Genomic DNA, 22,525 nt, shown 5'->3' with positions numbered 1-22,525 from the left:
CGACGGTGACAGACTGTTTCCGGGCGGGCCGCTTCCTTCGGGGGCGGCCCGTCGCCATTTTGACGGCACTGGAGCAAGGGAGCGGATGATGATCGATGCATCGCAGATCAGGGGCTGGCACGCCCATGTGTATTTCGACGAGGGGAGCGTGGCGCGGGCGCGGGCGCTGTGCGAAGCGGCGCGCGACCGGTTCGGCGTGGTGATGGGGCGGGTGCATGAAAAATGCGTCGGGCCGCATCCGCGCTGGAGCTGCCAGCTTGGCTGCTCGCCCGATCAGTTTGCGGCGCTGCTGCCGTATCTGGCGCTCAATCGCGCCGGGCTGACGGTGTTTTCCCACCCCGACACCGGGGATCATCTGCGCGACCACCGCGACGGCGGCGTGTGGATGGGCGAGATGCTGGCCCTGGACCTGTCGATCTTCGACTGAGGCGGCGCATTCATCAATTTCGCGCATGTCTGCGCGAGGGCCGTTGATTTCATTAACCATTTTATGGCTATATGAATGCACCGCGCCGCCGTGACCGCGCTGAGACGCGCGCCGCGGCGGGATCTGCGCAAGTCCGCGACGATGACACGGACAGCAATGACATGACCAGAACCGACCCGGCCTTTCGGCGACAGCTTGATGGCTATGCGCTGGCCACGGCTGAAATCACCTATCACATGCCCGACGCGCAGGGCCTGCTGCAGATATTTCTCTGGCAGGATTTCGACATGGCGCCGCGGTTTCCGCGATTGCGCAAGTTCCTGGATTTCTGGGTGCGCGAGCTTGACGGGCCGCTGCATTCGATCCGGCTCTGCCATGATCGCTTGATCGGGCCGCGCGACTTCCGCTATGTGGGACATGAGCTGGTTCTGCACTGAGCCGGCCGCCGGGGCGATCCGGGCCGGGGTCTGATCGCCCCGACGCCGCGTGATCGCGCATTGCGCAAACCTGCATAGGACCGGCCCGGTCCGCCCCCCCGGACGTCACCAAAGCGGCTCTGGCGGAGGCAAGGACATGAAACGGCTGGACATTCCCCCGGTGTGGCTGGCGCTGTGCGCGCTGGCGGCGTGGATGCTGGCCCGCTGGCTGCCGCTGTGGCGCGTCGGCGGCGCGCTGGACGGCGCATTCGGCGAGGCGCTGGACGCGGCGGGGGAATTGCTGGGCGCGCTGGGCTTTCTGATGGTGGCGTGGTCGGCCTGGTGGTTCTGGCGCCGCCGCACCCCGATCGAACCCCGCCGCAAGGCCCGGGCGCTGATCACCGAAGGCCCCTACCGCATCAACCGCAACCCGATCTACACCGGCCTGGCGCTGGCGCTGCTGGGCTGGGCGCTGTGGCTCGGGGCGCTGAGCGCGTTGATCCCGGTGGCGCTGTTCCCGCTGATCATCACCCGGCGCTTCATTCTGGGCGAGGAAGAGGGGCTGCGCATGGAATTCGGCGAAGGGGCGGCGCGCTGGTTCGCCGAATCCCGCCGCTGGTGAGCCCGCATCATGCGCCCCGCGCCATGAGCCCCGCGCCATGAGCCCCGCGTCGTGAGGCCGGCGCGCCGGCTTGCCGTCATTCGCTTGACAATCCTCGCGCAGCGGGCGCCGGGTGATCGCGCAAGCTTGACTCGTTTGTGCGCCGGCGGCGGACTAGGCTCTGATCCAAGCGAATCCGGGTCGGGTTTCGACGGGCGACTCCAGTATTTCGCCCGGGCGGCGAGGTCTGGATTCCAAGGCGTTTTTCGGGGGACGCCCCCCGGGACCGGCAAAGACACAAGCGGGCCCGCGCGGCCCGCAACCGCGGGAAGCTCATGTTCGATCGCATTGTCCTGGCGATGGCCGCCGTCGTTTTCAGCCATGTCGCAACCCCGGCGGCGGCGCAGCAGCCGGTGGTGGTGGAGCTTTACACCAGTCAGGGCTGTTCGGCCTGCCCGCCGGCGGACGCGTTTCTGGGCGAACTGGCGGCGCGCCCCGACGTGATCGCGCTGGCGCTGCATGTGGATTACTGGGATTATCTCGGCTGGCGCGACGTCTATGCGCGCCGGGAATTCACCCGCCGCCAGCTCGATTACCGCGACATGGCGGGGGCGCGATCGGTCTACACGCCGCAGATGGTCATTCAGGGCGTCGAACGCGTGGTCGGCAGCCGCCGCGAGCAGGTCGCCGCCGCCATGCGCCGCGCCGCGGCGCGCCCGGCGGTGGCCGAGGTGACGCTCAAGACGGTGGGCGACATGAAGATCGAGGCCCGCATCACCCCGCGCGGCCCGGCCCCCGGCCCCTGCCTGATCTGGGCGGTCAGCTATGAAACCCCGCCGCCGCTGAAGATCGCCAGCGGCGAGAACGCCGGGCGGGTGATCCAATCGACCAATGTGGTGCGCAGCTGGATGCGGCTCGGGATCTGGGACGGCGAGGACGAGGTGCGCTTCAGCGCCCCGATCCCCGAGGGCGCCAAGGGCATCGCGGTGATCCTGCAGGACGGCAAGGGCGGCCCCATCGTCGCCGCCGGCAAGATCGAGTTCTAATTTGCCCCGACGCCGCCCCCGGCAGGTCTAGGGCGCGTCGGCCTCTGGCCTTGTCCCCGCCCCTTTTCCCGTGTCGTTTGCAACCCCGTTTTCGGCCCCGGCCCCTGCTGCGCGAATGCGCCTGCCGCGGGCGCGCAGCTTCCAGCGGCGATGCAGCCAGAACCACTGCCCCGGATCCTCGTCGATCCAGGCGGAGATGCGGTCGTTGAGCGCCCGGGTCATCGCCAGCGGGTCGCCATGGGGCACCGGCGCTTCGAACCGCACGTCAAAGCGCCGCCCGTCCGGCAGCCGCCGCGCCCGCGCCGGGATCAGCGCCGCGCCGAAGCGCAGCGCCAGTTCGGCGGCGGCCGTGGCGGTCTCGGCCTCGCGCCCCAGGAAGGGGATCAGCGGCGAGCCGGTCTGGCGCTGGTCGATGAGGATCATCGCCGCCCCGCCCCCGGCCACGTGGCGCAGCAGCGCCCGCGCCCCCCTGCGCCCCTTGTGCAGCACCGGGGTCCCGCCATGGGCGATCAATTCCATCGCCATGGCGTCAAAGCGCGGATTGTTGAAGGCGCGGTAGATGATCGCCGAGGGCGCGCCGAGGTCGCGCGCCGCCAGGCGCACGAATTCCCAGTTGCCGTAATGGGCGCTGACCAGCACCGCGCCGCGCCCGGCGGCGATCGCGGCTTGCAGGTGCTCGGCGCCGGTCACGTCCATCAGTCCCGGCGTCGCGGCGATGGCCTTCAGCCGGGTGTATTCCATGCAGGTGCGGGCGAAATTGGCCCCGACCGCGCGACAGATGCGATGGCGCGACGCGGCGTCCATGTCCGGGCGCGCCAGGTCGAGATTGCCGAGGATCCGCCGCCGCGCCATGGGCAGGCGCGCCGCCAGCGCCGCGCCGATCCGCGCCGCCAGGTCGAAGATCCGCGCGTCGGGCATCCACGCGGTCGCCGCCAGGATCGCCCGCGCGACGCCGATTTCGGCCGCGAAGCCCATGCGGCGGCCAAGGCTGTAGCTGCGGGTCGGGCGAGGCATGCGGGCGATCCGGCGATTGGGGGCGGGGCGCGCGGCGGCGCGCCCGGACCCAGATTTAGAACCCGGCGCCCGTGACCGCAAGCGCGCCCGCGGCGGGCCGCCGGTGGTCGCGCCGGTTCAGGCCCCGGCCGGCGTCGCCCTGGGCACGGCGACGCCGATCATGCAGTCGCGGGTGACGATGGCGGCGAGCTGGTCGCGGGTCCAGCCCGCCGTGCCCTCGGGTCGGGCCGGGATCACCACGTAGCGCATGTCGGCGGTGGAATCATGCACCCGCACGGTCACCTCGTCGGGCAGGTCGAGGCCGAATTCGGCCAGCACCTTGCGCGGCTCGACCACCACGCGGGATCGGTAGGCGCGCTGCTTGTACCAATCCGGCGGCAGGCCCAGCAGGTTGCGCGGGTAGCAGGAGCACAGCGTGCAGACCACCACGTTATGGGTGGTCGCGTCGTTCTGCACAGCGATCAGCTTCAGCGCGTCCACGTCGCAGCCCATTTCCAGCGAGGCGGCGGCGGCGTCGGTCATCAGCCGGTCGTGGAAATCCGGGTCGCTCCAGGCGCGGGCCACCACCGCGGCCCCGGCGGCGGGACTGCGCGCGTCCATGCGGGCGATGGTTGCGGAGATATCGGCGGCCGAGGTCACGCCCTTTTCGATCAGCAATTCGCGCACCGCGATCTCCAGCGCCTGGGACTCGGTCAGCGGCGCGTCCTGATCCTTGCGGTAGGGGTGGCCCGAGGGGCTGAGACGCGGGTGGTCGCGGGGGTGGTCGTGGGGCATCAGGCGGGCTCCTGCGGGGCGGGCTCCAGCCAGTGGGCGAAGAGCTCGGCGTCGATGGTGTCCTCGGGGTTTTCGGCGCGGGGGCCCCAGATCTCGGCCATGGTGAAGCGCACCCTGAGCAGCGGCAGCTTGCGCGCCGGCACCCCGTAGGCGAGCTGTTCGGGATTGCCGAATTCGCCGAGTTCGCGTTCGATCTCGCCGGTCTTGCCGCGCAGATACCAGGGCGTGCGCACATGCAGCCCCGGCGGGGTCCAGGCGCGCACCCGCACCCGGGCGCCTGCCGACGGGGCGGGGGGGTCAGCCATCGGCGCGTTCCAGCGAACATGCGCCGTAGGTTTCGCCCCGGGCGCGGATCTCGGCGAGCTTGGCGGAGAGTTCGGCGGCGTCATAGGCGCCGGCCTCGATGAGGTTGCGGTTCACCGAGAGGATCCAGCGTTCGTAATAGGTGAGGGCGGCGAAATTCCGTTCGCCCATGTCCTCGATCACCCGGCGCAGCCCGTCGACGGTGAACAGCCCCTTGCCGGTGGCGATCACCATCAGCGCATCGACGCGCTTTTCCCACAGCGCGTAGTCATGTTCGGCGCGGTCGATGCCGCCGGCGGGCTGGCCGCCCATGTCGTGCCAGCTGCGCAGGCTGGCCTCCAGCTTGGTCAGGTCCTGTGTCATGGCGGGAAGGCTAGCGCCGAGGACCCGGCGCAGCAAGCTCTTGCGGCCGGGGGGGGAGGGCGCGCGGCGGTCAGGTCTTGCGGAACGCCAGGATCAGGTTGTTGGCGGGCATGGCGACGCGGTCGGGGGCGGCGAGGCCGGCGGTCGCGGCCAGCGCGGTCAGCTCGGCGATGTCGCGCAGGCCCCAATCCGGATTGCGCCCGCGCAGCATGGCGTCGAACTCGCGGTTGCCCGGCGTGGTCGCGCCATGGTCGAGGAACGGGCCGTAAAGCAGCAGCGCCCCGCCGGGGGCGAGCGACGCGCCCGCCCCGGCGACGATGCCGCGCGCCACCGCCCAGGGCGCGATGTGGATGACGTTGGCGCTGAACACGGCGCGGGCCGGGCGGGCGTCGGCCAGCGCCGGATCCCCGCCCCAGTCGGCGGCGGCGTCGATGCGCAGCGCCCGGCGCAGGTTGGGCAGGGCGGCCTCGGCGGCCCAGGCGTCGATCGAGCCCAGATGCAGCGGGTCGGGGTCGGTGGGCCGCCAGACCAGATGCGGCAGGGCGGCGGCGCAGGCGACGGCGTGCTGCCCGGTCCCGGCCCCGATCTCGATCACGGTCCCGGCATTCGGGGCCGGGGCCGGGGTCTGGGCCGGGGTCTGGGCCGGGGTCGGGGTCGGGGCCGGGGTCGGGGTCTGGGCCGGGGCGCCCCCGGCCAGCAGCCGGGCCAGCGCGCGGGCGATCGGGGCGGCGTTGCGTTCGGCGGCGGGGGCGCAGAGCCTCGCCGCCTGATCGTCGCGATATCTGGGGCGGGAGCGGCGCGGATCATGGGACATGGCGCGGATGCTAGCGCCGGCGCCGCGCAAAGGCGAGCGCCACGCAAAAAGGGCCGCCCGATTCGGACGGCCCTTTTTGCAGGGTCGATCTGTTGCGTGGCGGCCCCGGCGCGACAACCACAGCCCGCCAACCACGCCGACAAGACCCCGGCGGGCCGGACCCGCGCGGCGGGTCAGTTGCGCAGCGGTCCGATCACCATGATCATCTGCCGGCCTTCCATCTTGGGCATGGATTCGACCTTGCCCAGTTCGGTGGTGTCGCCGGCGATCCTCTTCAGCAATTCGCGGCCCAGTTCCTGATGCGCCATCTCGCGGCCGCGAAACCGCAGCGTCACCTTGACCTTGTCGCCATCTTCGAGAAACCGGGTCACGTTGCGCATCTTCACGTCGTAATCATGGTCGTCGATGTTCGGGCGGAACTTGACCTCCTTGATTTCGATGACCTTTTGCTTCTTTTTCGCCTCGTTCGCCTTTTTCTGCTGTTCGTATTTGAACTTGCCGAAATCCATGATCTTGCAGACCGGCGGCCTGGCGTTGGGCGAGATCTCCACGAGGTCGAGCCCCACATCCTCGGCCATGCGGATCGCGTCTTCGGGCGTCTGCACGCCGCGATTTTCGCCGTCATGGTCGATCAGGCGGATTTCCGATTCGCGAATCTTGTGGTTCACGCGGGGACCCGTGTCACGGGTGGGGGGGGCGTTGTGCGGTCTGCGGGCTATGGCTCTCGCGTCCTTCTGCTGTTCAAGCGGTGGATTCCGGGCCCGGATGGCGGGCGCCGGGCCCGAACGCGGGTTCGGGCGGAATGCATTTGACGCCGATTCCCGGCGGGACCGACGTCATCGCAGAACAGGATATATCAAGCGAGGTCAAGTTCAAGATGCATCCATCGCCGCGCCGGGGTAACAGGGGCCCCATGTCTGATGCATTTTTATCCGTGGAGGCCTCGGTCTCCGGTCGGCGCTGGGTCGGCCCGGATCCCGAGATCGAACGTCTGGGGCTTGCCGTCGCACAGCGCGCGCAGCTGCCCGAACTGGCCGGGCGGGTGCTGGCGGCGCGGGGCGTCGGGCCGGACGAGGCGGCGGCCTATCTGAAGCCGACGCTGCGCGAGCTCACCCCGAACCCGTCGCAGCTGCGCGACATGGACAGGGCGGCGGAACGCCTGGCAGGCGCCGTGACCCGGGGCGAAAGGGTGGCGGTGTTCGGCGATTACGACGTGGACGGCGCGGCGTCCTCGGCGATGGCGCTGGGCTGGCTGCGGGCGGTGGGGACGAAAGGGACGCTCTACATCCCCGACCGCATCGGGGAAGGCTACGGCCCGAATGTCCCGGCCATGGAGAAGCTGGCGGGCGATCACGACCTGATCCTGTGCCTCGATTGCGGCACGCTCAGCTTCGATCCGATCGCGGCGGCGGCGGCGAAGGGGGCCGAGGTGATGGTCATCGACCACCATCTGGGCGGCGAGACCCTGCCCCCCGCCCATGCCGTGGTGAACCCCAACCGGCAGGACGAGAACAACGATCTGGGGCATCTCTGCGCCGCCGCGGTGGTGTTCTTGCTGCTGATCGCGACCAACCGGCTGCTGCGGCAGGCGGGCGCGAAAACCCCGGACCTGATGGCGATGCTGGATCTGGCGGCGCTGGCGACGGTGGCCGACGTGGCCCCGCTGATCGGGTTCAACCGGGCGCTGGTGCGCCAGGGGCTGGCGGTGATGGCGCGGCGCGAACGCCCCGGGCTGGCGGCGCTGGCCGACGCGGCGCGGCTGTCTTCGACCCCCGCCGCCTATCATCTGGGGTTCGTGCTGGGGCCGCGCATCAATGCCGGCGGGCGGGTGGGGGCCTCGGATCTCGGGGCGCGGCTGCTGCTGACCGAGGATCCGCACGAGGCGGCGGCGCTGGCGGAAAAGCTTGAAAGGCTGAACGCCGAGCGGCGCGAGGTCGAGGCCGGGGTGCAGGCCGCCGCGATCGCGCAGGCGGAATCGCGCGGCGTCGATGGGCCGCTGGTCTGGGCGGCGGGCGAGGGCTGGCATCCGGGGGTGGTCGGCATCGTCGCCTCGCGCCTGAAGGAAAAATTCAACCGCCCGGCCGTGGTCATCGGGCTGTCGGGCGCGATCGGGACCGGGTCCGGGCGATCGGTGGCCCCGGCGGATCTGGGCGCGGCGGTGGCGGCGCTGGTGCGCGAAGGGCTGCTGGCGAAGGGCGGCGGGCATCCCATGGCGGCGGGGCTGACGGTGGAGACGGCGAAGCTTGAGCCGGCCATGGCGCGGCTGGGCGCATTGCTGGCGCGTCAGGGCGCGGGCGCGGTCGGGGCGCGGGAATTGCGCATCGACGGGGCGCTGGCGCCGGGGGCGGCGAGCCTGGAGCTGGTCGAGGCGCTGGACGCCGCCGGCCCCTATGGCCAGGGCGCCCCGGCGCCGCGCTTCGTCCTGCCCGCGGTGGAGGTGGCCTTCGCCAAGCCCGCCGGCGAGAGCCATCTGCGCCTGACCTTGCGGGGTTCGGGGGGGGCGCGGCTCGACGCCATCGCGTTTCGCGCCTTCGAGGGGCCGCTGGGCGAATTCCTGTCCACCCGCGCCGGGGCGCCCGTGCATGTCGCCGGGCGGCTGGAGATCGACGACTGGGGCGGGCGGCGCAAGGTCAAGCTGCGCGTCGAGGACGCCGCCGCGCCGGTTTGAAACCGGCGTTGCGCGGCGGGTGCGACGCGGCGGGAACCGCGCGGGCGGGCGGCGAAGAATCCATCTTGCAACCAGCCCGGACCGCCAGTATGAAGGCCCCCGCTGCGCCCTTCGTCTAGTGGTTAGGACGCCGCCCTTTCACGGCGGTAACACGGGTTCGAATCCCGTAGGGCGTACCATCCCCATCATCAATGGCGGTTCCCGGGCGGTTTCGGCGCGGGTTTCGCATGTCGCGTCGGCCCGATCACATGGGGCGGGGCGCGTCCCGATAGATCGCCTGGATGTCGGCCAGGACCTCGTCGGACAGCGTCAGGTCCTTGGCGGCGATGTTGGTCCTGAGCTGGTCCATGGAGGTGGCGCCGATGATGGCGCTCATCATGAAGGGGCGGGAGAGGCAGAAGGCGATGGCCATCTGCGCCAGGTTCAGCCCGTGCTTGCGCGCCACCCCGTCATAGGCCGCGATCGCGCGCCGGGCCTGGTCCACATAGCGCCCGTTGAGGTCGGGCTGCAAGGCGCGGCGCGACCCCGCGGGCGTGTCGCCGCCCAGATACTTGCCCGACAGGCCCCCCGCCGCCAGCGGCGAATAGGCCATCAGGCCGACCTGTTCGCGGACGCTGATCTCGGCCATGTCGAGGTCGTAGATGCGGCAGATCAGGCTGTATTCGTTCTGTATCGAGACGATGCGCGGCAGGCCGTGCCGGCGGCTGGCCTCGAGAAACCGCATGGCGCCCCAGGCGCTTTCGTTGGACAGGCCGAAGGCGCGCAGCTTGCCTTCGGCCTGCAGCAGCGACACCTCGCCGAGGATGTCGGCGATTTCCTGATCCATGTCGCCGGGGACCATGTCGCGCGGATCGAAGGTCCAGTATTTTCGGAAATGATAGGAGCCTCGATTGGGCCAGTGCAGCTGGTAGAGGTCCACGAATTCGGTGCGCAGGCGCTGCAGGCTCGCCTCCAGCGCCTCGCGCAGCATGGCGCCGGTGACGCGGCGCCCGTCGCGGATGTCCTTGTTGCCCTCGCCGGTGATTTTCGTGGCGATGGTCAGGGCGCCGCGATCGGCGCGGGGCCCGAGCCAGGAGCCGATCAGCTTTTCGGTGAGGCCGATGGTTTCGCGCTGGCGCGGGGTGGTCGGATACATTTCCGCCGTGTCGATGAAGGTCACACCCTCGCCGACAGCGTAGTCAAGCTGTTGATGCGCCTCGGTTTCAGTGTTCTGGGAACCCCAGGTCATGGACCCGAGGCAGATCTCGCTGACCATGATGTCGGTCTGGCCGAGGCGGTTGGATTTCATGCTTTGCTCCAAGGGATAGCGGCAAGGGTTAGGCGCAGCATAGCCGGGGATCGGCGCCAGACCTACCCGCGCGGCGCGGTATTTCGCGGGGCGGGGGCGCACGTCGAAGGCCACGGGTTTCCACTGGGCGCAGGAGGCGGCGGCGCGGATGCGTCGCAGCATCGGCCCGCCGCTGGAAAAGCGGCGGATCCCGATCCGCCCCGCTGACGCGCCCTTGCGACAGGGATGCGTTCCGGGTCGCATCGGCCTATGAACGGGAATGCGGCGCGTGGTTCGATGGCGCGGCGCCCGACGTTGCGCCCGGGCCGAGGCGCGCGGCGGCCAGGGACGCGCAAAGCGGGAGAGACAAGCATGCCGGATCGATCCGGAGACCAGACGCGGCGCGCGGCGATCGTCGCGCCCCAGCCCGACGCGGTGGAGACCGGGGCCGTGATCCTGCGCCGGGGCGGCAACGCGGTGGACGCCGCCATCGCCTGCGCCTTCGTCCAGACCGTGGTGGACCCGCTGATGTGCGGGCTGGCGGGGTTCGGGTCGATGCAGGTGTATCTGCCCGACCGGGGAGTGCATGAATTCATCGATTTCCACGGCAAGGCCCCGGCGGCGGTGACCCCGCAGATGTGGGAGCGCCTGATCATCGGCGAGACCTATGACGGTTTCGGCTTCGTGCTGGAGGGCCAGGTCAACGACATCGGCCGCCAGTCGATCACCGTGCCCGGCAGCCTCAGGGCGTTTCACGAGGCGCATTCGCGTTTCGGGACCATGGCGTGGCGCGAGGTGATCGCCCCGGCGATCGGTTTCGCGCGGGACGGTTTCGTGCTGACCCCCGACGTCTATTACTACTGGGTGTCGCGCGACGCGCCGGGGCGCGCCAGCGTCGCCGACCGGCTGCGCCATTCCGCGCCCGGGCGGGCGCTGTATTGCGGCGATGACGGCGCGCCGCTGCCGCTGGGCAGCGTCATCCGCAACCCGGACATGGCCCAGACCCTGTCGATGATCGCCGATCAGGGCCCGGAGGTTTTCTATCGCGGCGTGATCGCCGACGCCATCGACGCCGACATGCGCGCCAATGGCGGGCTGCTGTCGCGCCACGATCTGGAGACCTACGCCACCACGTCGCGCGAACCGCTATGGGGCGAATACCGCGGCCGCCGCTTCGCCACCAACCATCCGCCCGGCGGCGGGGTGATGCTGGTGGAGATGCTCAACATCCTCGAAAATTTCGACCTTGCGGCCATGGGGCATGGCTCGACCGAATACATGCGGGTGGTGGCCGAGGCGATGAAGATCGCCACCTCGGACAAGGACGAGCATGTGGGGGATCCGGATTTCGTCGACGTGCCCATGGACCGGCTGACCGCCAAGGCCTATGCGCGCGAGCGGGCGGCGGCGATCGCGCGCGGCGAGGTCCATCACGTGCGGCGGCTCGGCATCCCGGAATCCCCGAAGACCACCCATATCAGCGTGCTCGACGCCGCCGGCGGGGCGGTGTCCATGACCCATTCGCTGGGCATGATGTCGGGGGTGATCACCGAGGGGCTGGGCTTCATGTACAATGGCTGCATGGGGGTGTTCGACCCGCGCCCCGGCCATGCGGGGTCGCTGGCGCCGGGGAAATCGCGGTTTTCCTCGATCTGCCCGACGATCCTGTTCGACGGCGACGCGCCGTCGCTGATCATCGGCGCGCCGGGGGGCACGCAGATCGCCATCGGGGTGCTGCAGGTGATTCTGAACGTGGTGGATTTCGACATGCCGATCCAGCAGGCGGTGCTGGCGCCGCGGTTTTCGGCCACCAGCGACCGCATCGACGTCTGCGCCCGCATCCCGCGCTACGCCCATGCCGGGCTGGAGGAACTGGGCTACGAAGTCGCGCGCAGCCCCTACAGCTACGATTTCGGCTCGGTGCACGCCATCCGGCTGCGCGACGGGCGAGTGAGCGGCGCGGCGGACATGCTGTATGGCGGCGGCATGGCGCTGCTGGTCTGACGCGCGGGCGGTTGGATGGCGGGGTGGGTGGCTGGCGGGGTTGACCGAGGTCAATGCCCGCGCCGGCGGGATGCGCGATGGTGCCATGCGCCCGGCCCTTGCCGCCCTTCCGCCCTGGGCGGCGGCGCGCGTCGCAACGCATCCGCGGAGACCTCCGATGGCACAGTCAGTGCAAGACATCCTCTGGTTCGAAACCCTGCGCCGCGCCGACGTGCCGATCGTCGGCGGCAAGAACGCCTCGCTGGGCGAGATGGTGGCGGCGCTGGGGAGCGCCGGGGTGCGGGTGCCGCCGGGTTTCGCCACCTCGGCCGACGCCTATAGGGATTTCGTCGCCGCCAACGGGCTTGACGCGACCATCCGCGCGGCGCTCGACGACCTGGAAAGCGGCAAGGCGACGCTGGCCGAGGCCGGGGCGGCGATCCGCGCCGCGTTCCTGCGCGGCGACTGGCCCGAAAACCTCGCCGTCGACATCGCCGCCGCCTATCGCGAGCTGGGCCGGCGCACGGGGCGCGCCGCCCCCGCCGTGGCGGTGCGCTCCAGCGCCACCGCCGAGGACCTGCCCGACGCCAGCTTCGCCGGCCAGCAGGAAACCTTCCTGAATGTCACCGGCGAGGCGGCGCTGCTGGACGCGTGCCGGCGCTGCTACGCCTCGCTGTTCACCGATCGCGCCATAAGCTATCGCAAGTTCAAGGGGTTCGACCATATGGACGCGGCGCTGTCGATCGGCGTGCAACTGATGGTGCGCGCCGATATCGGGGCCTCGGGGGTGATGTTTTCCATCGACACCGAGACCGGCTTTGACAAGGTGGCGGTGATCAACGCCGCCTGGGGGCTGGGCGAGAATGTGGTGCAGGGGGTGGTGGATCCCGACGAATATCAGGTGTTCAAGCCGCTGCTCGACGACCCGGCGCTGACCCCCATCGTCAAGAAACGCCGCGGCGCCAAGACCGTGAAGATGGTGCATGACCGCGACGGCCCGCGCCCGGTGAAGAACGTGCCCACCTCGAAGGCCGAGCGCGAGGCGATCGTGCTCGAAGATGACGAGATCCTGACGCTGGCGCGCTGGGCCTGCGCCATCGAGGCGCATTACCGCTGCCCCATGGACATGGAATGGGCCAGGGACGGCGAGACCGGCGAGATGTTCATCGTGCAGGCGCGCCCGGAAACCGTGCAATCGCGCAAGGATGCCGGGGTGATGCGCAGCTATCGCATCACCCGCAAGGGCCGCACGCTGGTCACCGGGCTGAGCGTCGGCGCGGCGGTGGTCTCGGGCCGGGTCTGCCTGATCGAGAGCGCGGCGCAGATCGATGATTTCGTCGACGGGAGCATCCTTGTCACCGGCTCCACCGACCCGGACTGGGCCCCGATCATGAAGCGCGCCGCGGGGATCGTCACCGATCATGGCGGGCGCACCTCGCACGCCGCGATCCTGAGCCGCGAACTGGGCCTGCCCGGCATCGTCGGCGCCGGAAACGCCACCCATGTGCTGCATGACCAACAGGAGATCACCCTGTCCTGCGCCGAGGGCGACGAGGGCTATGTCTACGAGGGCGACGCCGAAGTCGAAATCCGCGACGTGACGCTGGGCGACATCCCGGCGACGAAGACCAGGGTGATGCTGAACATGGCCAGCCCCGCCGCCGCGTTTCGCTGGTGGCGCATCCCCGCCGACGGGGTCGGGCTGGCGCGCATGGAATACGTCATCAACAGCCAGATCAAGGTCCACCCCATGGCGCTGGCGGCGTTCGACAGCCTGCGCGACCCGCAGGCGCGGCGGATCATCGAGCGCCTGACTCGCGGCTATGCCGACAAGCGCGAATATTTCGTCGACCGCCTGTCGCGCGGGCTGGCGCGGATCGCGGCGCTGGCCCACCCGCGCCCGGCGATCATGCGCATGAGCGATTTCAAGACCAACGAATACGCCAACCTGATCGGCGGCGCCCAGTTCGAACCCGAGGAGGCCAACCCGATGATCGGGTTCCGCGGGGCCTCGCGCTATTATTCGCCGCGCTACCGGGCCGGGTTCGCCATGGAATGCCGGGCGATCAGGCGGCTGCGCGACGACATGGGGTTTTCCAACGTCATCATGATGATCCCGTTCTGCCGGTCCGTGGCCGAGGCTGATCTGGTGCTTGAGGCGATGGCCGAGAACGGGCTGCGGCGCGGCGAGAACGGCTTGCAGGTCTACGTGATGTGCGAGATCCCGTCGAATGTCATCCTGGCGGGCGAATTCGCCAAAAGGTTCGACGGGTTTTCCATCGGCTCCAACGACCTCACGCAGCTGACGCTCGGGGTGGACCGGGATTCGGCCGAACTGGCGGGGCTGTTCTCCGAACAGGATCCGGCGGTGAAATGGATGATCGGCAACGTCATCGCCGAGGCCGGCAAGGCCGGCGCCAAGGTCGGGCTGTGCGGGCAAGGGCCAAGCGACCACCCGGAATTCGCGCAGTTCCTGGTGGAATGCGGCATCGATTCGATTTCCGTGACGCCCGACAGCTTCGTCGAGGTCAAGCGCCACGTCGCCAGGGCCGAGGCGCGGCGCGACGGGTCGGGCTGAGCTGAGCTGGGCGGGGCCGGGGCGGGCGGGGTCGGCGGGGCCCGGGGCGGCGCACTCGACCGGCGCGACGGCGCGCGCTAGACTGGGCGCATCCGACATCGCGGGGTTCGCCCATGCCGCAGGACAAGGCGCTGGTTTTCGAGAACAAGGCGCTGGCCGCCGCCCCCGCGACCCATGTCTTCGTGATCGGCGTCGGGCGCTATGATTTCGGGCGCGACCGGGGCGAAAGCCTGATCGGGGGCGATCTGGCGCAGCTGTCCTCGCCGCCCGCGTCGGCGCGCGCCGTCGCCGACTGGTTCCTGTCGGAATTCCGCAATCCCGACTGCCCGCTGGGCAGCCTGTCGCTGTGCCTGTCCGAGGAGACCGCGCAGGATTACGCCCCCCCGAACCGCGACGCCATGCGCCCGCCCGAGGCCGATCTCGCCCAGGTCAAGCGCGCCGCGCGCCACTGGGCCGACCGGCTGCAGGGCCATGACGACAACATGGCGGTGTTCTATTTCTGCGGCCACGGGGCCTCGCTGGGGCAGAAGGCGGCTTTGCTGCTGGCGGATTTCGGCGACCCGGACAACGGCTATGACGGGGCCGTGGAATTCGACCGGCTGCGCGGCACGCTGAAGAACGCCAATGCCGACAGGCAGCTGTTCCTGCTGGATTGCTGCCGCACAAGGGCCGACGGGCTGTATCGCAACGAACCCGATATCGGGTCGCGCGTGCTGTCGATCCCGCCCGGCGGGCGCGGCGCGGCGCGCCAATGCGTGCTGTTCCCGACCATCGCCGGCGAACGGGCCTACGGGCAGCCGGGCAAGCCCAGCGTGTTCGCGACCTCGTTCCTTGACGCCATGCGCTTCGCGGCGCCCGACGATCAGACCGGGCCATGGATCGCCACCACCTCGCTGATCCTGAACGCGGTGGATCGACTGATCGAATACCGCCTGCCCCCGGCGCTGCGCGCCAAGACCGTGCCCAACGCGCTGGAGGCGACCAATTTCGAGTTCAACCATATCGAGGCGCCGACCTGCACCCGGTCCTTCGTCACCATCGCCGATCCCGGGTTCTGGCCCATGGCCGAGGTCGATTGCGCCCCGGCGGCGGGGCAGGCCGGGGCGGCGCAGTCCCGGCGCGCCGACCAGTCCGACGAACTGGCCTGCTGCGTGTTCGAACTTGCCCCCGGGGCCTGGGAATTCTCGGCCAGGCTGGATGCCGAGCCGCCGCGCGTGAAGCCGGCGCGCCGCACCCTCACCCGCCCGGTGGCCTATGTGCGCCTGGACCTGGCGCCATGACCGCGCTGCGCCTGATCCTGCATCAGCCGCTGGCCGACGGGCGGCTGGATTTCGGCGCCGTGGCCGAATTGCGCCAGCTGCTCGACGCCGCCGGCAAGCCGGTGACGCGCGGCTGGCGGGCCACCCGCAGCGTCGCGGTGGCCGGCGGCGGCGCGCCGGATGACGGCGGCGAGGCCTATGCGCGGTTCGATCTGCCGGCGCCGGGGCGCTACGGGCTCAGCATCCGCATGCCGCGCGGCGCCGATATCGAGCGCGAGCTTGATATCGCCGCCGGCGAGATTCATGCCGAGGTGATCGACCTGCCGGCGTCGCCCCATGAATATCTGGGCTGGCAGCAGTATTCCGGGGTGGTGCGGCAGGACCCGAGCGCGCCCCCGCCGCCCGCGGCGGGGGGCGGGAAGGCGATCTATTCGCCGTCGCGGGACGCCCTGGGCGGCCTCCTGGACAAGCCCTTCGGGGCGCCGGACATGGCGTTTCCGCGCGCCTTCCGGGTCCGCGCGCCAAAGGGAGAGAAGGCCTGGAAACACCTGGCCCGCGCCGGAGATTTCGCCTATTGGGGCGGGGCGCTGAAGGCCGTGGAGATCGACGACTGGGCCTCGGCGCAACATGACGACGCCTATTGCCTCTGGACTCCGCGGCTGCCGCTTGACGACGAGAGCGGCGCGCTGGTGGCGGCGCTGCGCGGCGATGCCGCGCCGCGCGACTTGGCCGAGCGTTTCCCGCGCTGGCTGCTGGTGGAGCGGGACGGGCAATGCGACCTGGCGTCGATGCCCTGGGTCTGGTGGGGGCGCCATCGACCGGATGCGGGGAATGAGGGGCTGAAGCTGCTGCATGACCGGTTCAACCCCAGCCCCGGCGACCCGGACCGACCGGGGCGCACGGTGCTGAGCGTGCAGGACGGGCATTGGGGCGGGCTGCTGGAATTCATCGCCTCGGGGCGGTTGCTGGAGGCCGCGGAACTGGCCGACGACGTGTTCGCGCGCGAACCGCCCGAGATGGCGCTTTACGAAAAGCTCCGGGGGCCGATGACGGCGGCGCTGGGCGCGCTCGTGCTGGTGGCGACCTCGCCGACGCGCGCGCCCCAGCCCTGGGACAGGTGGCTGGCCAATCTGGAGACCTGGTTTCCCGGCATCCCCGACGGCGCCGTTCTTTGCGGCTACCGCAAGTTGCAGCTTGGGCGTCATCGCGAGGGGCGCGCGCTGCTGCGGCGCGGGGTCGAGCGCGGCGTGCCGTATTTCGCCGCCACCATGCGCATGCTGACCCTGGGTTTGTCGCAGGTGGAGGATGACGAGACCCTGCGCCTGGTCTCTCCGCTGGCGACGCAGGTGGACCCGACCCAGCCTTTCACCGTCATCCGCCTGAACGGGGCCGCGCCATGACCTTTCGCCTGACCATGCATCCGGCGCTGGACGGGGATTGCGTGCAGCTGTCCTGGGGCCATGGCGGCGACCTGCGCCACCTGTTCGTGGATCTGGGGCGCGGATCGACCTGGGCCGCGGTGCGCCCGGTGCTGGCCGGACTGAGAGAGATCGAATTGCTGGCGATTTCCCATGTCGACGCCGATCACATCGCCGGGGCGGTGAAGATGCTGCGCGACGAACCGCCGGTCTTCGCGCCCAGGCGGCTGTGGCACAACGCCCGCCCGCAGCTTGAAACCGCGCATCGGCGGCTGCACCGCCCTGTCGAGGTCGACTCCTTCGGCGCGCGGCAGGGCGAGAAACTGGCCCGCGGCATCGCCCGTTTTCACTGGCCCCAGAACGCCGAATTCGCCAGCGGCGTGGTGTCCACCAACAGCCCCGAGGCCGCCGCGCCGCTGGCGCTGCCCGGCGGGCTGACCCTGCGGCTGCTGTCGCCGGGGGACCGGCAGCTGGCTGACCTGCTGCCGGTCTGGGATCGGGAGCTGGAAACGGCCGGCATCCGCAGTTTCGACCCGGATCAGGACGACGACCCGCTGGACGAGGGGTTCGAATCCTTCGACGGCCCCCCGGATGTGGAGGCCCTGGCCGCCGCCCCCTACAGCGCCGATCGCGCCGAGGCCAACGGCGCCTCCATCGCCTTCGTCGCCGAATTCGAGGGCGCGCGCGCGCTGCTTGCCGCCGACGCCCATTCCGAGGTGCTGGAGACGGCCCTGCGCCCGCTGGCCGCGGCCGAGGGCGGGCGATTTCGGGTCGATCTGCTGAAAATCTGCCATCACGGGTCGAAGGCCAACACCTCGCCGGACTTCTTCGGGATGATCGACTGCGCGCGCTTCGCGATCTCCACCAACGGCACGCGGCGCCACAAGCACCCGGACGCCGAGACCGTGGCGCGGCTGCTGAAAGCCGACCCGGGGCGCGAAAAGACCCTGTATTTCAACTATGACCAGCCCAGCGCCAAACGTTGGGACAGCCGGCTGCTGTCGCGCCTGTGGTCGTATCGCGCGGTGTTCCCGGTTGCGCGCGACAACGGGCGGCTTGCCATCGACATCGCCGCGCCGCCCGGGGACCAAGCCGGGGACTGAGCCGGGCTCAGGCCACCCAGGAGGGCGCGAAGAAGGCGCGCGCGACGCCGTCCTCGGCGAACATGGCCTCGGGCGAGGCGGCCTCGATCACCGTGCCGTCGGCGATGAACCAGATCTCGTCCATCTGCCGGGCGATGATCGGGTTGTGGGTCACCACCAGCGCCGTGGCGGGCGAGCCGCGCAGCAGCCGCGTCACCAGTTCGGGCCCCACGGAATCCAGCGCGTCGTCAGGTTCGTCGAGCAGCAGCAGCCGGGCGTCGGACAGCGCGGCGCGGGTCAGCATCGCCCGGCGGACCTCGCCCGCGGACAGGTTGCGCCCGGCCTCGGCCACATGGCCGTCGAGCCCGCCGAGGCGTTCGATCACCTCGCCGAGCCCGTAGCCCCGGGCGGCAAGCAGAATGTCCGCGTCGTCGCGCCGGCCGCCGGCGCCCATGGTCAGCGCCCGGCGCAGGCTGCCCGCGAGGATCGGCGTGCGCGCGCCCACATAGGAAACCAGGCGCCGGCGCTCCGACGCGGAAAGGCTGGCTGGGGCGTGATCGCCGATCCGCACCTTGCCCCGGGTCGGCGCGTCCAGCCCGGCGGCCAGCGCCAGCAGGGTGGATTTCCCCGCGCCGTTGGGGCCGATGACGGCGATCTTGCGCCCTGCCTGCGCGGCGATGTCGATATCGGTCAGCCCGGCGCTCGCCACATGGGCGAAGCGCAGGGGCTGCGGGTCGTCTGAAAGCCGCGCTTTCGGCCTGCCTGGACGTTTCACTTTCGGTTTCTCCAGCAATTCTATGCATTTGTCCCGGGCTGCGACCCAGGCCCGGTGGCGGTCCCAGACTCCGGCGAGGTTGCGCAGCGGCTGGATCATCAGCCCGACCGCCGCCAGCGCCCCGGCGGTGGTCGCGACGCCGGCGCCGCTGCGCAGCGCCGCGAGGATCAGCGCCGCCGCGGCGACGCCCGACACCGCGTCGGGGATGGCGCGCAGGTAGGCGGCGCCGCGGCGGCGGCGGATGGCGGCGCGCACCATGCGTCGGGTGCGCCGCAGGAGCGCGCGGCGCTCGATGCTCATGCGCCCCATCAGCCGCAGTTCCGGCGCGTGGGGGATGCGTTCGCTCATGTCCGCGGCCAGTCCGGCGCGGCGCGCCCGCAGCCGGCGATGCGCCCGCCCCAGGCGCGGCGCGCTCAACGCCATAAGCCCCAGCCCCAGCGCGATCGGCGCCGCGGCCGCGAGCCCCAGCAGCGGGTCGAGCGCGAACAGCACCGCCGTCGCCGCCGGCAGCACGATGGCCGCCGAGATCATGCGCGCCACCCCGAGGCTGACCCAGTTGCGCACCGCCGTGAGATCGCCGACGAAGCGCAGCGCCAGCCCGCCGGTGCGCTGTTCGGCCAGGATTCTGGCCGGCAGACGCGACAAGCGGCGAAACAGCCGCAGGCGCAGTTCGCAGGCGTAGTCCTGCCCCACCCGTTCGGCGATCACCTGTTCGGCGACGCGCAGGCAGGCGATGGCGATCCCCGACAGCGCGATCAGCGCCAGCGCCGCCGCCGGCGGCGCCGCGCCGGGCGCGCGCAGGGCCGCGAACGCCTCGCGCGTGGCAAACGCCGCGACCCCGGCGGCGGCGGCCTGGCCCACCGCGATCGCCGCCACGGCGGCGATGCCGGCGCCCCGGCCGTTGGCGAGGATCCCGGGCAGCCGGGTCACGCCGCGACGCCCGCGCAGCGCCGCGCGTCAGGCGCAGGGGGCTGGGTCAGGGCCGGGGCGGGCGCCGGAACGGGGGCCGGAACGGGGGCCGGAATTGCGGCCGCCTGGCGGCGGATCCCCGCCAGCAGCGCCCCGGCCGAGGCCGGATCGCACAGCGCCTGCTTCGTGGTCACCTCGATATTCGCCGCCGCGCCGGCCTCGCGCATCGCCAGCGGCGAACAGCTGACCATGCCGGTGACGATCGCCGGCTCGATGCCCAGCCCGCGCAGCACCGCGGCGCCGCCCACGGCCGAGGCCGCGCAAGGGGCCGCGAACATCACCCCGTCGAGGGCGTCGAGAATGTCGTCACGGCGCAGCAGCGCCGCGGTTTCGCGCTGAAACACGCCATCGGCGAATTCGATCGCCGCCACGTCGCAGCCGACCGCCGCCGCGTGACCCAGCAGCGTGTCCATGCCGGCGCGGATCCGGGCCACGGGCTCCATATAGGTGGAGGCCATGCCCGCATCGACGAAATCCGCCACGTAGTCGGCGCCCGCGTCCACATAGGCGTTGTAATCGCCAAAGGCGCCGGTGCCGGTGATCTTCAGCGTCGCCACCCGGTAGCCGGCGCGCACCAGGCCATGGGCGAAGCTGGCGACGGCGGTGGTCTTGCCGGCGTTCATCGAGGCCCCGACCGCGGCGATCACCGTCATCCCGGAGGGGCGCGCCATGCCGGGCAAGGCGTAATCGGCGATGTTGAGCGGCGCGCCGCGGCGATCCGCGACCATGCCGATGGGGATGACCCGCGTCGGCCCGGACATGCGGCGGTTGGATTGCAGCATCCGCCCCACCAGACCGCCCCCGGCCAGCATGTCAGCGCCCGCGGGGTCGATCTCGGCAACGCCCTCGTACTGGTCCGGGGCGTAGCGCGCGCCGCAGGTCAGGATCACGAGATCGCCCGGATACAACTGCGAGGGTCGGCCCGAAATCAGCTGGATGCGCTTGTGGGATTCGATGCGCTCGACCCGCGCCAGCACCAGATCGCCCGGCCTTGCGGCGGCGAAATCCGTGGTCAGGCGGCCGGCGTCCCGCTGGTTCACCCGACGCGTTGTGAACGCCCATTTGGCGATTTGCGTGAAGTCAAATCCGGTGTCGGCGATGAGAGACATGATACGCTTTCCGTTTTCGTTTGCGCTGGATGGAATCGCCCGGGGTCGACCCGGATCTCGGCATGGGGCGCGGGGTTGGACTCGGGATTTGATCCCGGGAGTGACTCGGGGGCGTCTCCGGGCAGGATCACCGCCGCCAGCCCGCCCTTTTCGACGCAGTCGACAAAGCTGTGACCGCAATCGGGGAGCACGTGAAACCCGATCCCCGACGGGTCGAGCCCGCGCTCGCGCGCGGCGTCGCGCAGGGCCGCGACCCAGTTGCGCCCTCGCTGCAGACGGTTGGCGCCTTGCTGGCGGTCGATCTCGGGGTTGCTGCGGGTCGCCGCGTCGATGGCGCAATCCTGCGCCCCGACCGCGACCTGGATCGGCAGGGAGAGGAATTCGTCGAGCCGGGCGCGGATCTGCGCGCCCCAGGGCTTGCGGCCGGCGGGCCGATGGCCGAGCCCATAGGGAAACGGCGCCGCGTCGGGGAAGGTGTACCAGCCGGCGGCGGCGATGGTCAGCCGGTTGACCAGATGCGGATACAGCATGGCGAAGCGGTGCGCGAATTGCGCGCCGCCGGAATAGCCGGCCAGATCGAAGCGCCGGGTGCGGCACAGACCGGCGGCGCGCAGTTTCTGCATCAACCCGATCAGCGACAGGTCGGCGCGGGCGCCGCGCACCACCTGCTGATAGTTGCGCCAGGTCTGGTCGTCGTATTCGGGGGCGATCACCGGCCGGCCCAGGGCATTGGCGCGCGCGGCGAGCAGGCCCGCCTGATCGCGCGCCCCGCGCCCGATTCCGTGAACCGCGACCAGCGGCGTGGGATCGACCGCGGGGACGCGGGGCGCGGCGATCCAGCAGGGCAGGTCCAGCCGACCGGAACCCGGCACGTATGTTATTTGCGATGCGGGGTCACTGGATGCGGCCATGCCGAAACCTTCCATTTTATTGCCCATAAAGGCAGGGTTTTACCTATTTTTATTTGCATTTCATTGCAGTATTGCTTTGACAATTGCGTTCGGGCCACCCGCAGCTGCCGATCTTGTCTGTAATGATTGGCATATGACGTCAATTTGTCGCCACCATCCATTGGCAGACGAACTTTCGGACTGAGGTCCGAAGGGTGAATGATATTTGGTCCGAGAATGAATCGCCGCTTGCCTGGCGCGCCTCGGAGCGCCGTCGGCGTCGCGCCTGGGCGCCCCGACCAGATACGCCGCCAACGCCCTGCGTCGACAGCGCTTTTCGGATGGAGATCGGGAAGAACCGGTCGCGCGGCAGCGGCGTGCGCGCCGGAGAATGACGGTCGCGGCCCCGGCGCGCCGGCGTCAAAGGCTGAACGCCGCTCTGCTCGACGGCTGATGCGCCGCTGGGAGATCTTCGAGCCGGCAACGACAACTGGCGCTTCACGACCCGGGCGCGACGCCAATCCGAAACACCGCCGGCCCGCCGCGGCTGCGTTGAATGAAGACTACGCAGCGCCGGGCCTGCGCGGTGCAAAGGGGATCAATATCGGACGCCTGCAAGAGGTCAGTTCTGATTGCCGACTGACATGATGACGCCAGATCAGATCCAATTCGGACAGGCCGAAGCCTTTTCCGTCGCCCGCCAAGCCCCCTCGACGCGGCACTCCTCGGCGCAGCGGAGCGATTCACGCGCCAACCGCCAAAGCCACCA

General features: G+C 70.6%; 20 protein-coding genes and 1 tRNA gene. 11 read left to right on the top strand and 10 right to left on the bottom strand.

Features of this window, described 5'->3' with window-relative positions:
- Positions 1–88 precede the first annotated feature (88 nt).
- The 4 genes from AC1HC7_RS11090 (at position 89) to AC1HC7_RS11075 (ending at position 2,490) form a co-directional block, all read left to right on the top strand.
- Positions 89–427 (top strand): DOPA 4,5-dioxygenase family protein, encoded by a 339-nt coding sequence (locus AC1HC7_RS11090; protein WP_479495038.1) that lies wholly within the window; start codon positions 89–91, stop codon positions 425–427.
- 161 nt (positions 428–588) lie between these two features.
- A complete protein-coding gene (locus AC1HC7_RS11085; RefSeq protein ID WP_479495037.1) occupies positions 589–864 on the top strand; it encodes an usg protein in 276 nt (91 codons plus the stop codon).
- 136 nt (positions 865–1,000) lie between these two features.
- Complete coding sequence (locus tag AC1HC7_RS11080) at positions 1,001–1,465, top strand: methyltransferase family protein (RefSeq protein WP_479495036.1); 465 nt, start codon at positions 1,001–1,003, stop codon at positions 1,463–1,465.
- Positions 1,466–1,779: 314 nt separating this feature from the next.
- Positions 1,780–2,490 carry a DUF1223 domain-containing protein gene (locus AC1HC7_RS11075; protein WP_479495035.1) on the top strand — a complete coding sequence of 237 codons (711 nt, stop codon included), beginning with the start codon at positions 1,780–1,782 and terminating at the stop codon, positions 2,488–2,490.
- Positions 2,491–2,517: 27 nt separating this feature from the next.
- Here AC1HC7_RS11075 and AC1HC7_RS11070 read toward each other — a convergent pair whose 3' ends face one another.
- The 6 genes from AC1HC7_RS11070 to infC form a co-directional block, all read right to left on the bottom strand.
- Entirely contained in the window at positions 2,518–3,504 is a 987-nt protein-coding gene (locus AC1HC7_RS11070) for a lysophospholipid acyltransferase family protein (RefSeq protein ID WP_479495034.1), read from the bottom strand.
- Between the two features lie 117 nt (positions 3,505–3,621).
- Positions 3,622–4,278 (bottom strand): nitrile hydratase subunit alpha, encoded by a 657-nt coding sequence (locus tag AC1HC7_RS11065; RefSeq protein ID WP_479499022.1) that lies wholly within the window; start codon positions 4,276–4,278, stop codon positions 3,622–3,624.
- Positions 4,278–4,583 carry an SH3-like domain-containing protein gene (locus AC1HC7_RS11060; protein ID WP_479495032.1) on the bottom strand — a complete coding sequence of 102 codons (306 nt, stop codon included), beginning with the start codon at positions 4,581–4,583 and terminating at the stop codon, positions 4,278–4,280. The genes AC1HC7_RS11065 and AC1HC7_RS11060 overlap by 1 nt, the downstream gene beginning before the upstream one ends.
- The gene (locus AC1HC7_RS11055) at positions 4,576–4,944 is read right to left on the bottom strand and encodes a ScnB-like protein (RefSeq protein WP_479495031.1); all 369 of its coding nucleotides are present in this window, start codon (positions 4,942–4,944) and stop codon (positions 4,576–4,578) included. The genes AC1HC7_RS11060 and AC1HC7_RS11055 overlap by 8 nt, the downstream gene beginning before the upstream one ends.
- 70 nt (positions 4,945–5,014) lie before the next feature.
- Positions 5,015–5,758: a DUF938 domain-containing protein gene (locus AC1HC7_RS11050; RefSeq protein WP_479499021.1), complete on the bottom strand. Its 744-nt coding sequence runs from the start codon at positions 5,756–5,758 to the stop codon at positions 5,015–5,017.
- 173 nt (positions 5,759–5,931) lie between these two features.
- Positions 5,932–6,426 carry a translation initiation factor IF-3 gene (gene infC, locus AC1HC7_RS11045; protein WP_479495029.1) on the bottom strand — a complete coding sequence of 165 codons (495 nt, stop codon included), beginning with the start codon at positions 6,424–6,426 and terminating at the stop codon, positions 5,932–5,934.
- Between the two features lie 245 nt (positions 6,427–6,671).
- On the opposite strand from infC, the gene recJ reads away from it, so the two are divergent.
- Positions 6,672–8,426, top strand: coding sequence for a single-stranded-DNA-specific exonuclease RecJ (gene recJ / locus AC1HC7_RS11040; protein WP_479499020.1), 1,755 nt, complete (start codon positions 6,672–6,674; stop codon positions 8,424–8,426).
- A 104-nt stretch (positions 8,427–8,530) separates the two neighbouring features.
- Positions 8,531–8,605, top strand: a tRNA-Glu gene (locus tag AC1HC7_RS11035).
- 65 nt (positions 8,606–8,670) lie between these two features.
- Here AC1HC7_RS11035 and AC1HC7_RS11030 read toward each other — a convergent pair.
- The gene (locus tag AC1HC7_RS11030; protein WP_479495027.1) at positions 8,671–9,714 is read right to left on the bottom strand and encodes an aldo/keto reductase; all 1,044 of its coding nucleotides are present in this window, start codon (positions 9,712–9,714) and stop codon (positions 8,671–8,673) included.
- 351 nt (positions 9,715–10,065) lie between these two features.
- Between AC1HC7_RS11030 and ggt the strand changes: the two genes are divergently transcribed.
- The 5 genes from ggt to AC1HC7_RS11005 all read left to right on the top strand — a co-directional run bounded on the left by ggt (position 10,066) and on the right by AC1HC7_RS11005 (position 18,034).
- A complete protein-coding gene (ggt, locus tag AC1HC7_RS11025; RefSeq protein ID WP_479495026.1) occupies positions 10,066–11,697 on the top strand; it encodes a gamma-glutamyltransferase in 1,632 nt (543 codons plus the stop codon).
- 157 nt (positions 11,698–11,854) lie between these two features.
- The gene (gene ppsA, locus AC1HC7_RS11020; protein WP_479495025.1) at positions 11,855–14,254 is read left to right on the top strand and encodes a phosphoenolpyruvate synthase; all 2,400 of its coding nucleotides are present in this window, start codon (positions 11,855–11,857) and stop codon (positions 14,252–14,254) included.
- A gap of 113 nt (positions 14,255–14,367) precedes the next feature.
- Positions 14,368–15,534, top strand: coding sequence for a caspase family protein (locus tag AC1HC7_RS11015; protein WP_479495024.1), 1,167 nt, complete (start codon positions 14,368–14,370; stop codon positions 15,532–15,534).
- Positions 15,531–16,913: a hypothetical protein gene (locus AC1HC7_RS11010; RefSeq protein WP_479495023.1), complete on the top strand. Its 1,383-nt coding sequence runs from the start codon at positions 15,531–15,533 to the stop codon at positions 16,911–16,913. Before AC1HC7_RS11015 ends, AC1HC7_RS11010 begins: the two co-directional genes overlap by 4 nt.
- The gene (locus tag AC1HC7_RS11005; protein WP_479499019.1) at positions 16,910–18,034 is read left to right on the top strand and encodes a ComEC/Rec2 family competence protein; all 1,125 of its coding nucleotides are present in this window, start codon (positions 16,910–16,912) and stop codon (positions 18,032–18,034) included. The genes AC1HC7_RS11010 and AC1HC7_RS11005 overlap by 4 nt, the downstream gene beginning before the upstream one ends.
- 7 nt (positions 18,035–18,041) lie before the next feature.
- Here AC1HC7_RS11005 and AC1HC7_RS11000 read toward each other — a convergent pair whose 3' ends face one another.
- Genes AC1HC7_RS11000 through AC1HC7_RS10990 form a run of 3 tightly spaced genes read right to left on the bottom strand, consistent with a single transcriptional unit; the run spans position 18,042 to position 21,777 of the window.
- A complete protein-coding gene (locus AC1HC7_RS11000; protein ID WP_479495021.1) occupies positions 18,042–19,718 on the bottom strand; it encodes an ATP-binding cassette domain-containing protein in 1,677 nt (558 codons plus the stop codon).
- Entirely contained in the window at positions 19,715–20,866 is a 1,152-nt protein-coding gene (locus tag AC1HC7_RS10995) for a hypothetical protein (RefSeq protein ID WP_479495020.1), read from the bottom strand. The genes AC1HC7_RS11000 and AC1HC7_RS10995 overlap by 4 nt, the downstream gene beginning before the upstream one ends.
- Complete coding sequence (locus AC1HC7_RS10990) at positions 20,794–21,777, bottom strand: alpha/beta fold hydrolase (protein ID WP_479495019.1); 984 nt, start codon at positions 21,775–21,777, stop codon at positions 20,794–20,796. Before AC1HC7_RS10990 ends, AC1HC7_RS10995 begins: the two co-directional genes overlap by 73 nt.
- Positions 21,778–22,525: the final 748 nt, after the last annotated feature.

The organism is Oceanicella sp., from assembly GCF_056449545.1.
This window is presented reverse-complemented; position numbering and strand designations above follow the sequence as displayed.